The sequence below is a fragment of the Actinotignum timonense genome (assembly GCF_002860685.3).
GTDB lineage: Bacteria > Actinomycetota > Actinomycetes > Actinomycetales > Actinomycetaceae > Actinotignum > Actinotignum timonense.
In genome coordinates this window covers 684,916-699,418 of sequence record NZ_CP136960.1, presented here as the reverse complement: position 1 = coordinate 699,418, position 14,503 = coordinate 684,916, and the positions used below count along the sequence as shown (strand labels likewise).

12 protein-coding genes are annotated in these 14,503 nt (G+C 60.4%); 5 read left to right on the top strand and 7 right to left on the bottom strand.

Annotated elements, in window-relative coordinates:
* The first annotated feature begins 4 nt into the window (after nt 1-4).
* The gene (locus CYJ17_RS02900; RefSeq protein ID WP_026429004.1) at nt 5-757 is read left to right on the top strand and encodes an iron ABC transporter ATP-binding protein; all 753 of its coding nucleotides are present in this window, start codon (nt 5-7) and stop codon (nt 755-757) included.
* Between the two features lie 201 nt (nt 758-958).
* Here the strand turns inward: CYJ17_RS02900 and CYJ17_RS02895 are convergent, their stop codons facing one another.
* From CYJ17_RS02895 to CYJ17_RS02870, 6 genes are read right to left on the bottom strand one after another with little or no spacing between them, the layout of a single operon-like run.
* A complete protein-coding gene (locus tag CYJ17_RS02895; protein WP_087071139.1) occupies nt 959-2,311 on the bottom strand; it encodes an MFS transporter in 1,353 nt (450 codons plus the stop codon).
* A gap of 29 nt (nt 2,312-2,340) precedes the next feature.
* Nucleotides 2,341-3,288: a sugar kinase gene (locus tag CYJ17_RS02890; protein ID WP_087070058.1), complete on the bottom strand. Its 948-nt coding sequence runs from the start codon at nt 3,286-3,288 to the stop codon at nt 2,341-2,343.
* The gene (locus CYJ17_RS02885) at nt 3,285-3,953 is read right to left on the bottom strand and encodes an L-ribulose-5-phosphate 4-epimerase (protein ID WP_026429007.1); all 669 of its coding nucleotides are present in this window, start codon (nt 3,951-3,953) and stop codon (nt 3,285-3,287) included. Before CYJ17_RS02885 ends, CYJ17_RS02890 begins: the two co-directional genes overlap by 4 nt.
* 8 nt (nt 3,954-3,961) lie before the next feature.
* Nucleotides 3,962-4,846, bottom strand: coding sequence for an L-ribulose-5-phosphate 3-epimerase (locus tag CYJ17_RS02880; RefSeq protein ID WP_234984425.1), 885 nt, complete (start codon nt 4,844-4,846; stop codon nt 3,962-3,964).
* Nucleotides 4,834-5,490, bottom strand: coding sequence for a 3-dehydro-L-gulonate-6-phosphate decarboxylase (locus tag CYJ17_RS02875; RefSeq protein ID WP_087070059.1), 657 nt, complete (start codon nt 5,488-5,490; stop codon nt 4,834-4,836). Before CYJ17_RS02875 ends, CYJ17_RS02880 begins: the two co-directional genes overlap by 13 nt.
* Before the next feature lies 1 nt (nt 5,491).
* Nucleotides 5,492-6,481, bottom strand: a complete 990-nt coding sequence (locus CYJ17_RS02870) for a phosphotriesterase family protein (protein ID WP_026429010.1) — start codon at nt 6,479-6,481, stop codon at nt 5,492-5,494.
* 115 nt (nt 6,482-6,596) lie between these two features.
* Here CYJ17_RS02870 and CYJ17_RS02865 point away from each other — a divergent pair, with 115 nt between their 5' ends.
* On the top strand, nt 6,597-7,634 hold the full coding sequence (locus tag CYJ17_RS02865) for a sugar-binding transcriptional regulator (protein ID WP_257960157.1): 1,038 nt from the start codon (nt 6,597-6,599) through the stop codon (nt 7,632-7,634).
* On the opposite strand, the gene CYJ17_RS02860 is transcribed toward CYJ17_RS02865, so the two are convergent.
* Complete coding sequence (locus tag CYJ17_RS02860; protein ID WP_143231815.1) at nt 7,631-8,410, bottom strand: hypothetical protein; 780 nt, start codon at nt 8,408-8,410, stop codon at nt 7,631-7,633. The two genes, CYJ17_RS02865 and CYJ17_RS02860, sit on opposite strands and share 4 nt — an antisense overlap.
* A 198-nt stretch (nt 8,411-8,608) precedes the next feature.
* Here CYJ17_RS02860 and CYJ17_RS02855 point away from each other — a divergent pair, with 198 nt between their 5' ends.
* From CYJ17_RS02855 to CYJ17_RS02845, 3 genes are all read left to right on the top strand, one after another.
* Nucleotides 8,609-11,473, top strand: coding sequence for an HAD-IC family P-type ATPase (locus CYJ17_RS02855; protein ID WP_101595631.1), 2,865 nt, complete (start codon nt 8,609-8,611; stop codon nt 11,471-11,473).
* Nucleotides 11,474-11,777: 304 nt separating this feature from the next.
* Nucleotides 11,778-12,956, top strand: coding sequence for an SKG-like transmembrane protein (locus CYJ17_RS02850; RefSeq protein WP_101595628.1), 1,179 nt, complete (start codon nt 11,778-11,780; stop codon nt 12,954-12,956).
* 331 nt (nt 12,957-13,287) lie between these two features.
* The gene (locus CYJ17_RS02845; RefSeq protein WP_180948684.1) at nt 13,288-14,472 is read left to right on the top strand and encodes a cation diffusion facilitator family transporter; all 1,185 of its coding nucleotides are present in this window, start codon (nt 13,288-13,290) and stop codon (nt 14,470-14,472) included.
* Nucleotides 14,473-14,503: the final 31 nt, after the last annotated feature.

Below are 14,503 nucleotides of genomic sequence, written 5' to 3'. Positions count from 1 at the left end.
TCCGATGATCCGTATGGAGGGCACCCGCCGCGATTACAGTTCGGAGGTGCGGATCGGCCCGGTCACCTTGGATATTCCGCACGGCGGGGTGACGGCCCTGGTGGGTCCGAATGGTGCGGGCAAGTCCACGCTACTCACGATGATTGGGCGGCTTATGCGTATGGACGCGGGCGCGATTGCGGTGGCGGGTCTTGATGTGACGACGACGAAATCCGCCGATCTTGCCAAGATTCTCGCGATTCTGCGCCAGGAAAATCACTTCGTTACCCGCCTGACGGTGCGTCAGCTGGTCGGCTTCGGGCGTTTCCCGTATTCGAATGGGCGCCTGACCGCCGAGGATGAGAAGATCATTTCCCGCTATATTGATTTCCTTGGGCTGACCGAGCTGGAAGGGCGCTACCTGGATGAGCTCTCCGGTGGGCAGCGCCAGCGCGCCTACGTGGCGATGGTCCTCACCCAGGAAACCGATTGCGTGCTGCTGGACGAGCCGCTCAATAACTTGGATATTTCGCATTCGGTGCAGATGATGCGCCACCTGCGCCAGGCCGCGGACGAGCTTCACCGCACCATCGTGCTGGTTATCCACGATATTAATTTCGCGGCACGCTACTCGGATCGCATTATTGCCATGCGCGAAGGCGTGGTCATGGATGCCGGCACCCCGGCGGATATTATGACCCCGGAGCGCCTCTCCGCGATTTTCGACGCGGAGATCGACGTGATCCCCGGCCCCTGCGGCCCGGTCGCGATTTATTAGCCTGAGGCGTGCGTGCTGGGCGCAATGAGAATTGCACGGCCCAGCACGGAGATTATTTTCATTCATGTAGGCCCTGCGTTGACCCTGATACAGAACCTCCCGAGGAGTGAACCTGGTTAATGACAAATTAGCCAGTTCATTCCTCGGGAGGACTTTGATGAAACACAAGGCTACACCATCACGGATGGCGACATAAGAAAACTAGACTTCTTCTAATTGCAAAGCCTTAGTTTCTTTCGCGAACATATAGATGCCCGCGCCGATGAAGAGCAATACCGCGAAGATGACGAAGGGCACCAGAACCACTTCCGGGGTCGGTTTACCTCCTCCGATCATCGCTCCCACCATGTAGGGACCGAATATCTTTGCCGTGGCACCTATCCCGTACCCCAGGCCGAGCCCGGTGGAGCGAGCCTCGTTGGGGAATTGCTCGGCACCGAAGGCGTTCAAGATACCGAAGGCGCCGTCACCAAAGGCCATGGCAATGAGGATGCCGATGAAGAAGATAATCCCGGCTGAGTATCCATCCATTTGGCTGGCAAAGGCCGCAATTAGGCAGCCGATACCGCCAAGGACGCCCCAGATCAGCATGGTTGTGCGCCGCCCGATGCGGTCAGAAATCCACGCTGAGCCCAAGCGTCCGAGCAGATCTGCCAGGGAAACACCCATGAACATGTAGACCACCGTGGAGATATCGAACTTGAAGGATTCGCCGAGGATGGCCTGTCCCCAGGACTGAATGGTGAAGGAACCTAAGATGAAACAGAAGGAGCCAAAGGTAACAATCGCCAACGCTTTGGGATACTTGGTGAAAATAACTCCGTATGATGCCGCTTGCTTTTGTTCATAAACAGGAAGCTCACCCACTTCTTCAACGGGAATCTGGAGTGCCCAGGCATAGGCCTTGCGTGCATCTTCCACCCGACCGCGCGACACCAGGTAGCGCGGCGACTCCGGGACGAAGAAGGCCCACGCCACGAGAACAACGGGTACACACCCCAGGGCAATGAGTCCTTTCCATCCCAAGGGTTCACCGAGGAACTTTGTTGCCAAGGACCCTAAGAAAATACCCAGAGGAATGAAAACCGAGGTCAGACCAGAGAGTAAGCCACGCTGTTTCGCGGGAACGAATTCCTGGACATAGGGGATAGAAGTGATGTTCAGACCCCCAACCCCGATGCACACACCAACGCGGTAGAGAGCCAGTAACAGCCATTGACCGGGCGTGATGGTCAGACACAGAGCCGTGAATACCACCAAAACCACGATGCAACTAATGAAAGCGGTTTTACGTCCGAAGCTGTCGGCGAGGCGGCCCCACATAATCGCTCCGACTACGGTACCCACGCCGGAAGCCGCTCCGATGATGCCGGCTTGCATTCCGGTGAGTTCCCAGCCTGGAGTTTTCATCAACAGGGCGATGACGAAGCCAATGAGGAACAAATCGAAGAACTCCGAAATGTTACCCACCACGGTCATGCCGATCAAACTGCGCTGGTTGCGGGTTAGCGGACGGGAGTCAACTTGCTGCATTGCAGTTACAGAACTACTCATCATTAATTCTCCTTTACACGTCGCCACTTCTAGCGCAAGATGTCAGAGTTGTCGGCAGTTTCCAGTTCGCCGTGGCTGATACGGGTTAAGTCACCGTGATGTGTTAGCGCGATCTTCGCGGTTCGCATCCCAATCCGTACCCCGGCATCGAGATCGCCATTGAGATAGCCATACAAGGTACCGCCTACGAAGGAATCTCCGGCCCCGGGCCGATCCATCACGGGCACACGTTCCACGTCGTAGACCTTCTCGCCTTCAGCGGTAGAAGAATAGGTGCCGTCCAGTTGATCCGTGGAAACAACCACCGGAACCTCGAGGAATTCGCGCAGGTCGTGGCAAACTTGCGGGCCGCTACCCTTGAGCCCGAAAACCGAGCCAGCATCCCTGCGGGAACAGAACACGATGGAAGACTTCCGGGCAATCGGTTCTAGCACCTTACGTGCCTGGGCGCCGTCCCACAGGAGGGATCTGTAGTTGACGTCAAGCGCTACTTTGATTTTCCGCTCATGGGCCTGATCAACGAAGTAGGTCAATACCTTAGCGGTTTTTTCCGTCAAAGCAGCAGTGATACCGGTGACGAACACCATCTTGGTATCTAGCATGTCATCCCAGTTGACATCGTCGATGTCAATGTCCCGAAATGGGGTGTGTAAACGGTCATAGGTGACCTTGCCGGGTAGCGGCATCTCGCCTGGTTCAAGGAAATAGAGTGCCACCCGCCCTTCTTTCCGCATCACTACGTTAGACAGGTCGATCCCGGCCGAACGGAATTCCGAGAGAACCCTTTCGGAAAGGCCGCTTTCGGGCAGTACCGTACACCAAGCCGTTTTCTTGCCTAGCTGGGCCAGTAATCCGGCAACATTCGCTTCAGAACACGCGGCGGTCATCTTTAATCCCCGGGAGGAAACGAGGTGTTCTCCTTTGGGGCAGGTCAGCCGAATCTGACCTTCACCAATGGTGGTTAATTCGTACTTCATTGTCGAACTCCTAAACTTGCATTCATAGTGCCGTACCGATTTTGGTAACGATCATGATTGGCTAATACTTCCTCAGCTGGCAGATCCTCAATCTGCCCGAGGCCGGTGGCGATCGCGACGGTGCGAGCCACATCCTCTACCATCACAGCAGCTTGTAGCGCCTTGGCAATAGACGAACCAATAGTGAACACGCCATGCTGCTTCATCAATATGGCAGGGGAATCCCCGATGGAACGGATGACCTCCGCTCCGATTTCATCGCTGCCGATTCTGGCATACCCTCCACAAGGAATAGGGCCGCCGAATTCATCCGCGATGGCTGTTAGGCAACAGGGGATGGGTTTCCCTACCGCCGCAAATGCGGTGGCGTAGCGGGAATGAGTATGAATGACCGATTTGACATCCTTTTTGTGTTGGTAGATATAGAGATGTGAGCTCGTATCCGAGGACGGTCCGTGTTCCCCTTCCACTACCCGGCCGTCGGGAGCCACGACCACCATGTCCTTGGGTGTCATGTCTTCGTAGCGCATCCCCGAGGGTTTAATGACGATGTAGCCGGTTTCCTCGTCAATGGCGGAAAGGTTCCCGCCTGTCCAGGCAACCAATCCGTGACGTGGTAGTTCTAAGTTGCCGGCACACACTTCTTCGCGTAATTGCTCGAGCATAGTTACGGTTACGTCCTTTCTGGGGGAATGACGATAATGTTTGATTGCCTCAGGAGCACCTCAAGATATTCGCGTGCGGCGATGCACTTCGCGATTGAGTCCGGAGCGTCGTCGTTCCACATTTCGAGCATGATTCTGCCACTCCAGTTCTGACGCGCGAGTTCTCGGAAGGCTGCCGGGAAATCGACACATCCCTCGCCCAGCGGTATCCGTCGAGGTTGTCCGGGAAGTACGTCTTTGACGTGCAAAGCGACCATGCGCCCTTCCCCCGCTGCCAATTCGCTGGTTGCATCCCCGCCGTGTTCGGCAATGTTGCCGATATCGGGGTAGATGCGCAGCCAGGGCGAGGGCAGCTGCTCGAGAACTTTGACCACGTCAGGTATAGCTGCGAGGTCGTTCCCATCCACATTTTCGATAGCGAGGATAATGCCGCGTTGTTCCGCGTAGGGTAAGGCGAGGGCAAGAGTTTCCAGGTAGCGTTGCGCCGCATCGGGGTCGTGAGGTTCGTAGTAGGCGTAGTAACCCGCCACTTGCACGACCGGAATACCCATGTCCACACAGAAATCAATCGCTTTCCGGTACAGTTCAAGGGCTCGCTGGCGCATCTGCGGGTCTTGTGAACCAGGCATGACTGCCCGATGCGCCGAAAGACAGATGCCCCCTAAACGGATATGGGCCTGCCTTGCTGCTTCCCGCACGTTCTGCCGTTGGCGGTAATCCCACTCGAGGCGCTTCATGCGCTCGACGCTTTCATCGATGGAAAGATCCACGAAGGAAAACCCAGCTTCCCTGGCGTTGCGGAAAAATACACCCCAGTCATCTGTGCTAGGCAAGGCTTTTTCGTAGATTCCCAGGGTGACAGTGGATTCTTTTCGCTGCGTCACGCGTTCCACACCTGCCTTATCTTGGTTTGCAGGGCGGTGGCGGCCGCCAGGGGATCTTCGGCCTGGGTGATAGTGCGACCCGCGATGATGATATCCGGGTATTGCCCCGAGAATGCGTCGAGGTCAGCCACGCTCATCCCTCCGGTGATAGTTACCGTGAAACCGAGTTCCTTCAACTGCGCGATGCGTTCGAAGTCATGAGGTCCCCAGGTGAGTTTCCCCGCGGCTTCCAAGTCACGCGAGCGCTTCACGATGGCGTGTTTCACCCCAATATCCGCCCACTTCCGGGCTTTTTCCAGGGTGTAGTGTTCCTCAGCCAGTTCCACTTGCACCTCGCCGTGGAAACCTTCGGCTACCTTGACCACCTGTTCAATAGTGGTCAGCGATGCACCCGCCACGCAGGACACCCACGACGCTCCCGCCTCGAAGCAATTCCGGGCAATGAGGGAACCCGCTTCCGCGATGCGTACATCGGCCAGAATCGGTTTTTCGGGAAACAAAGCGCGGATTTCTCGCACTGCCCGTAGGCCTTCATTGATAATCAAGATGGTGCCGCACTCGATAATGTCAATCTGGGAGTGCGCTTTTTGCAGGGGCGCCAGCGCGTCTTCCATAGTTAAGGTATCGAGGGCAATTTGCAGTTGTGGCCGCATCTTAGCTGTCCTTACGCATGGTGAAGAAGCGCTGCGCGTTGTACATCAGCAGGTCTTCCACGTAAGCGCGATCAAAACCTTCGTCGAGCATGCGAGGTCCATCCACGGCAGGATTGAAGTCAACCCCTGTCACGGAACCGTAGGCTTTCTGATAGGAGGCCTTACCCGAGTCGGTTCCCAGGATAATCCGCTTGCCGTATCCCAGTTTTCCAAGTTCGCGCAGCTCCATGATCCGGTTGGAATCCGGTTGGTACTTGATTCGGTGAGTGCCGTCAATCTCCAGCCAGGCTCCGGTATCGAGGATTTGCTTCAAATACCACACATCGGCATTGCGCTGGATGTGGCCGATGGCAATCTGGTCCGCCGGCACACCGAGCTTAATGAGCTCCCGAGCCTGTTCAATCCCGCAGGTGCCGTACGTGGTGTGCGTGTTAATCGGTGCACCTGTCTCAATGGAAGCAATAGCGCATGCCCGCATGCACTTGTATTCAAAATCGGTAATCATGCCGTAGGAAGTCGCGACTTTGATACACCCGGCCTTCATCTTGGTGCGTTCCACGATAGGCCCGGAGTAGTCGAAACGGTCGATACCTTCTGTAATGTCTTTAATCAACAGGTCGGCAATCTGGTTGACCGTGTAGCGGCTGACCCAGTGCGAACGGGTCTCGAGGTAGACCTTTTCGCGGTGGAAACCGGTGCAGGCAATCACCTGCAGATTCGGCACCCGGTTATTAACTTCCAGCAACTTCTCCAGGTCACGCCCCGAGTTAGCCGGACACATGTCCACAACCGTGCCGCCGTGAGGACTCCACTTCAGCGAAGCCTCGGCAAAGTATGTTCCTTCTTCGACGGCCTTGTCCACATCCGCCAGCAAATGATCGGGGTCAATGTACACTTCCCCGGCTCCCGTACGAATCAAGTGGTCATGCGCATTTACAACCCCGAGGGTCTCCGGCGCCACATCACCTTTGATTGTGCGTGCGTAACTCATTGCATTCTCCTTTGATTGCAACTGACTACCTCTATCTGAGGCCTGGCATTCAGCGTAGATAGAGTTTGTCAAGCAGAAAAGGAGTATTTTGAACATATGTTCCGTGAATTGATGAATGAGCACCAGATTCACGCCGAATAACGGCGATAATCATCACTCCGAAAGTGGTGCTATCAGCTATGCTGAACATATGTCCAAGGAAGCACATACTATTTATGACCGCGAGCACCTCGAATTACTCCTGGAAGTTTCCAAAAGGTACTACCTTGATAATGCCAAGCAAAGCGACATAGCTGCTGAAATTGGCTACTCTCGAGTGACGGTTTCCCGGTTATTGGCACAGGCTCGCGCGGCCGGGATTGTGAAAATAGAAATTTCCCATCCCTCGGCACGTCTCCTTGGTTTGGAGCAACAGCTACTCGATACCTACCAGCTCAAGGAAGTACGAGTGGTCGCCACCAGCGAAGCGGACACTAAATCTGCCATTGGCTCCGCCGCGGCAGATGTGTTGCTGGCACATTGCAACCCTCGTTCTACCGTGGCAATTTCTAATGGTCGCGCGGTGGCCGCTACGGTAGCGAAACTGCCCCGACGCACCTGGACCTCGTCTTGTGTCGTTCCTATTCTGGGAATGACCGGTTCGGGACTCCCCTTCATAGATAGCCCGGATTTATGCCGAGCCGCCTCGAAGAAACTCGGGGGCAACCACTGGGTTCTTCCCGTACCGCTGGTGTTTGAAACCGAGTTAGCTGCGCAGGCGATGAGCCAGGAACCATCGGTGCATCGCACCTTGGATTTAGCCGCTCGTGCCGATGTGGCATTGGTGGGAGTCGGGGCGGTGTCCATAACTGGTTCTAGCCCCTTGCTGCGCAAATGGATCACCCATCCGATTCAACGTGAGCTGGCTCGGAAACACGCGGTGGCGCACCTCAACGGGCACTACCTTAACGCCCAGGGAAAGCATGTTGATGTGTCCTTGTGCCGCCGTACCGTGTGCCTCCACCCCTCTAAACTGCGCGATATCCCTTTTGTGGTGGGGGTGGCTTACGGCACGGAAAAGGTTGCCGCTATAGAAGCAGTGCTGGTGGGTGGCTATCTTGACGCCTTGATTACCGACGATTACACCGCTGCGGCTCTCGTTGAAGAGGTCTAACTCGCCGGTGGCTTATCGATCACCGAGCCGTTCACGGAGCGGAAGTCCCAGACGGTGCGGCAGGCCATATTTTCCTCCCGAGCCTGTCCGTCCGGCCCGCGCACTCCCTGAGTGAAATCGGGGCTTTCCACCATGTAATCCACGTATTCGATCACCCCGGTGCGCCGGTTATATCCCACGCTGCCCGCGAGAATGACCCAGTCGCCATCCTGCGCGCAGGTATCCATGAGCTGGGTACCCAGTGAAGGAAGTTTCGTGCCTTGACGCAGTTCCCCCGATACAACCCCGCGCTCATTTTCGGCGCCGTAATCGGCGCTGCGAATCAGGAACCGCATATCGTCCTTCGAAAGCGGCGCCAGGCTCGCCTTATTGGGAGGCTGCCCGTTGATGGTATATTCGAGCACCTTATCCCCGTCATAGCGCTGCACCAGCTCATTGACGCTGAGTCGCGAAGCCCAATCATCCAGGCCAGAGCTGTTATTGGTGCGCAGCACCCCGACCTCGAACTCCGTCATGCCATCGACCGCACGCAGAGCTTCCGCCATGATCGCCTCCCCCGATGCGGGTTCCGCACCGGGCGAGCCAGCCGCAGCAGGCGAGGGCGCTGCATTGCTTGATGACCCCGCCGCGCCCGCCGTTGGGGTAGCGCTTGCCGAACCGGCCGACGGTGCCGGGGTGCTTGCGGCCTGCTGCGGCGTCGTCGTGCTACTACAGGAAGCGAGGGCCGCAACCGCGCAGATTCCCGCGACGCTGCGGAAAATATTCTTTCGTGCCATACCTCATGCTACCGCCGCACGGCGCGTAAGTGTGACGGGCACCGCAACCCGGCGCGCCCGCACCGTTCGAGCACCGCCCACACCGTTGCGCACCGCCCGCGCCGTTGCGTCACCGCCCGCGCCGTCCCAGCCCCATTGCGCCCCGCACCCAAGAAACATTCACCCGCCGTCCAGCTTCCTTGCCTAGAATCGTTTTTTATGAACGACGCCGCACCCGCGCAGCGGGACTTTGACTCGACCGCGCCCGGCCCGGCGCCCACCGCCCCGGCCCCCGCCGCAAGCAAACCCGCGCAACGGGAACCCGAGTCCCTCGCCCTGACCGATCCCGCCACCGACCCCACCACCGGCAACGAGCACGTGCCCGCGAGCGACCCGGCCCTTGGGCTCAGCGCCGCGCAGGCCGCCCAGCTCGCCGCGGAGGGCAAGGCGAATACCCTCCCGGACCGCTCGGGGCGCTCGGCCGCGCAGATTGTGCGCGATAACGTTTTCACCCGCATTAACTTCATGCTCGGCGTGCTATTTATTGCCGTGATTCTCACCGGTTCGTGGATCAATAGCGCTTTCGGCCTGCTCATTATTGCGAACTCGATTATCGGCATTATTCAGGAGCTGCGCGCCAAGCACACCCTCGATTCCCTGGCGGTTATCGGCGAAGCACATCCGCGAGTGCGCCGCGAGGGCGAGGTGCACGAAATCGCGCGCGAAGAGGTGGTGCTCGGCGATATTATCGTGGTCGCCGCCGGCGAGCAGGTCGTGGTGGACGGCCTCGTCACCGAAGCCGATTACCTCGAGGTGGACGAATCGCTCCTCACCGGCGAATCCGATTCCATCCACAAGGAACCCGGCGCCGCGATGATGTCCGGCTCCTTCGTCTCCTCCGGCTCGGGCAGCTACCGCGCCACCCGCGTGGGCGCCGACGCCTACGCCGCCAAACTCACCTCCGCCGCCTCGAAATTCTCGCTCGTCGATTCCCAGCTGCAAAACGGGATCGACCGCATCCTCAAAGCCATCACCTGGGTGCTGGTGCCCGTGGGGCTGCTGACCATCTGGGGCCAGATCCGCGTGGTGGGCCTGGATTGGGCCGCCATCGGCGCGCACTGGCGCGACATCGTGCTCTCGGTCACCGGCGCGCTGGTGCCGATGATCCCCGAAGGCCTGGTGCTCATCACCTCGACCGCTTTCGCGCTGGGTGTGATCCGGCTCGGACGCCTGAACGTGCTGGTCAATGAGCTGCCGGCCATCGAAGGCCTCGCGCGCGTGGATACCGTCGCCGTGGACAAAACCGGCACTCTTACCGAAAATACCCTGCGTTTCGCGGGGCTCGAGTTGGTGCCCGGCGCGGCTGTGAGCAGCGGTTCTGATTCCGGTTCTGATTCCGGCGGCGCGAGTTCTTGCGCCGGTTCCAGTTCCGGCACCGCGCGGGAACAGCACGACGACGCCGCCACTTCCGCCGCGCGCGCTCAGGCCACCGCCCGGGAAGCCCTGGCCCAGCTGGGCGCGGCCGACCCGGCCCCGAACTCCTCCATGGAAGCCATCCAGGAAGCCCTCGGCGCGCCGGCCCAGCCGTGGGAGGTAGCCGAGCGCCAGCCGTTCACCTCGGCAAAGAAGTGGTCCGGGGTGAGTTTCGCCAATGGCCAGCACTGGATTATGGGCGCCCCGGATGTGCTCCTCGATCTGGCGAGTGCGGACGGCCCGGCGGGCGCCGCCGCCCCAACTAGCGCCGTCGTTCCAACTAGCGACCCCGCCGCAGGCAGCGCCGCCACGTCTAGCAACCCGGCCCTCGCCGCCGCCCGCGAGCGCGCCGCCGCCATCGCCGCCACCGGCCAGCGCGTGCTGCTCCTGGCCCGCAGCGATACGCCGGTCACGGCCGCGAACGCGCCCGGCAACCTCGAGCCGCTCGCTTTTATTCTGCTAGACCAGAAAATCCGCCCGGACGCCTCCGATACTCTGCGCTATTTCGATTCGCAGGGCGTGGCGGTCAAAGTCATATCCGGCGATAATGCCGCGGCGGTCGGTGCGGTGACCACGCAGCTCGGCGTCGATGTGGGCACTCCCGTGGACGCGCGCACCATCCCGGAGGCGAGCTTCGCGGAAACGATCAACGAGAATGCCGTATTCGGGCGGGTGACCCCGGATCAGAAGCGCGCCATGGTCGCGGCGCTGCGCGGGGCGGGACACACTGTCGCGATGACGGGCGATGGCGTCAATGACGTACTCGCCCTCAAGGACGCCGACCTGGGCATCGGCATGGGTTCGGGCACCTCCGCCACTCGCTCGGTCGCGAAAATCGTGCTCCTCGACGATAAATTCGCCTCCCTCCCACATGTGGTGGGCGAAGGCCGGCGCGTGGTCGGAAATATCGAACGCGTGGCGCGGCTTTTCCTCACCAAAACGGTGTATTCGGCGGTGCTCGCCATCGCGGTGCTACTCTTCGCACTGCCCTATCCCTTCGTACCAATTCACGTGACGATCACCGGCTGGTTCACCATCGGCATCCCGGCCTTCCTCCTCTCCCTGCCGCCGAATAACGACGCCGCCCGCCCCGGTTTCGTGCAGCGCGTCATGCGTTTCGGTTTCCCGGCGGGCCTGATCGTGGGGGTTGCGACTTTTATTACCTACGTCATGTTGTACGACGGCGCAGCTAGCTCGGCATATGCGACTCAGGTGTCCACCGCGACGCTCCTGACGATGATTATTGCCTCCTCGTGGGTGCTCGTGGTGGTGGCCCGGCCCTATGTCTGGTGGAAGATTCTTCTTATTTTGCTGCCGCTGGTGGGTTACGGGGTGATTTTCCTGTGGCCCCTCACGCAGCGCGTGTTCATGCTGGATTCCTCTAACTCCGGGGCGATGGCCCTGGGCACGCTGGTGGGTGCGGTTGGCGCGGCGCTAATCGAGGCGCTGTGGTGGTTCTTGGGGCTACGCTTCGGGGAGCCGGCTCGGCTCTGGCAAAGCGCGGAGCAGCGGGCCGCGCAGCGCACCCAGGCTGAGCTGCGTAAGAAGGCGACGGCGGAGCGGCGCGCGGGGGATGGCGCGAGGGTGAGTGTGGCGGCTGCGGTGAAGTAGCACGGGCTGAGCTGCGCGTGAGGCTGGACGCGCGTGACACTGAATGCGAGCGCGAAGTAGCGGATGTTTCTCTGCTGGCCGAAGGCCCCTGAGCTTGGCAAACGCGAAACTTGCTTGCCGCTCCCGGCCGCTCTCTGATTGAATGAATGTGGCTTGGCTCGTGTAACCGGGCGCTCCGGCATATCCGGAGGCGCGCGGAAAGCGGCTAGCCACCTGTCACATCGGGGGCGTTTTCGCCGGTTACCGTACGCGGTCAGCGCGTGGAGTTGCCGGGCGCCGCTCCCGCGCATCGTTAGGATTTATCGTGAGCGAAGAAGACGCAACCCGTTCGCCGCAGGGCGGCGAACCCACCCGAGCTTTCCCTCCGCACGGCTCCGAGAACACCACTCCCGGCACGGGCAGCGCGCCCGAAGCCGCCGGCGCAGCTGATGCTGCCAGCGCGCCCACCCAAGCTTTTTCCACGCCCAGCTCACCTTCGGGCGATTACCCCACTCAGGCCTACGGTGCACCTACCGCCGCTTATCCCGGTCAGGGCCAGTATGGCGCCGCCGGGCAGGGCGGGCAGTACGGAGCCGGACAACCCGGGCAAGCCGGGCACTACGGCGGCCCCGCATATCCGGGAGCTCAGGCCGGCGCCGGCACCGGCACCCAGTATCCCGGCCAGGCTGGCCAAGGCAATCACTACGGCAGCCAGGCTGGTTACCCGCAGCGGGGTAATTATCCGGGTCAGGCCCCGCAATACGGTTCCGGCCAGGGCGGGCAGTACGGCGGCCCGGGCTATCCCGGCGGGCAATATGGCGGCGCCGGCTACCCGGGCGGCTCGGGCAATCAGTACCCCGGCGCAGGTGGCCCGAACGGACCTGGCGGCCCGAATGGTCCGCGCGGGAGTTATCCGGTCGGCTACGGTCAGCAGCCCAAGCAGAGCAAAACCGGCCTGTTTGTTGGTATCGGCGTGGGAATCATCGCGTTGATCGCTCTAGTTGTTGGCCTTATTTTCTTCCTCAACCGGGATAAGGCCAGCGATGATGCGCAGCCCGATCCCAGCTCGGTTCCTTCGGTTAGCGCACCCGCCACCCCGGACGCCACGGCCGCTCCGGAAACCAGCAAGGCACCCATCCTTGATTCGCCTACCACGCCCGCCCCCGCACCCTCCGGTGACTCGGGCGGCTCAACAGGTAAGGACGGCAAAGAAGGGCTGACCTACACCTACCCGCCGGAAAAAATCGCAGCGCTCTTCGATACCTTCCTCAAGGACCCGAGCTTCACCGCAGCATTTGGTAAACCTGCGCGTGACGACGTCGGCACCTGCATCGGCAATGCCGCACAGGGCAAGCTATCCGACCAGTTCATCGATGTCATCGAACGCGCCAGCAAGGGCGACATCATGGCCGGCAACGAAATTGAGGACCCCAAGTTCATGACTGACCTGCTCAACTTCATCCTCGTCATGGACTCCTGCGGAATAGATATCACAATGCAGTAGGGGCGTCGCCCTCATCAGCACCCCCGTGGGCCTATTGCGCATTCATTCACCCGGGCGCCGATTCCTTTCACGGAATTAGCGCCCGGGTGCTTTGCATTCTGGCCCGGGCCGCTACCTCGCCGCCGCGGCTCGCTGGCCCAACCGGCTGGCTCCGCCCGCCGCCTCGCCGGACTTGCTCACCGTCCCGGACTTTCTCACCTCCCCGGCCCACATCACTGCATATTATGCGCGTGGCCACATAGGCGTCGTCGTACATGCCCTGCATCACAGGCCGTACCCTGCCGAAAACACGGGCGGGCAGGTACACTCAGAGCCCCAAGGAGGTTATGTTATGCATAATAATAATTATTATCATTGTGAGCACGGCGACCACGCCGGCGGGCAATGCACCTGCGCTCAGCGCAGTTCTGGCGCCTCCGCCGCATCGGCGTCGGAGGAGAGCACGCCATCCGAGGAGGATGGCGAATCATTTAGCGTGGCCGGCCAAAACGGCGAAAATGGCGAAGTTAGCGAGGATGGCGACAACGCGCACCTATGCCACCTGGCTCGTACGCCCACCGCGGTAGCTCCCGCTGCCGGTCATGATCATGCCAGCGGCCATGAGCACGGGCCCGGGCATGTGCACGGCGCCGGGGCGCAACGCGGGCGCATCGCCTGGGCGCTCGGTATTACTTTCTCGATTCTGATCGCCGAGGTGATCGGGGCGTTCTGGCTCGGCTCGCTGGCCCTCCTTGTGGATGCCGGCCATATGCTCACCGATAGCGCCGGCCTGGTCATGGCGCTGGTGGCCGCTCACCTCACCACCAAACCCGCAACCAACCGCCGCACCTGGGGTTATGCTCGGGCGGAGATTATTTCCGCGTGCTTGCAGGCGACGCTGCTCCTCGGCGTGGGTATTTTCGTGATCATCGAAGCGATCAAACGCCTGACCGACCCGCCGGAGATGCCGGCTGCGCCGCTGCTGATTTTCGGCATTATCGGCCTGCTGGGCAATATCGCTTCCATGCTGATCCTCTTCACCGGGCGCGGCGCCAGCCTCAATATGAAGGCCGCCTTCCTGGAAGTTTGCAATGACGCGCTCGGTTCGGTTGCGGTGATCGTGGCGGCGGCGTCGATCTACTTCACCGGCTGGGGCGGCGCGGACGCGATTGCCGCGATCCTCATCGGAATTCTTATTATTCCGCGTGCGCTGCGGATTCTGTCCACTGCGCTCAACGTGTTGATGGAGGCGACGCCGCAGGGCCTGGACCTGGACGAAGTGCGCCAGCATATGGAGAATCTGCCGCACGTGATTCGGGTGCATGATATGCATGCGACGACGGTCGCCACCGGGCTGCCGGTGCTCAGCGCCCACGTGGTGGTTGAGGATGAGTGCTTCTTCGACGGGCACGCCCCGCGGATCCTCGATCAGCTCCAGCAGTGCGTCGCCGAGCATTTCCCGGTCAAGGTGGAGCATTCCACTTTCCAGCTGGAGCCGGCCGAGCATAGCAAATGTGAGTACGTGCCGCATGGGTAGAGAGTGGCGCTAAGCGCGGGCGGTGAGTAAG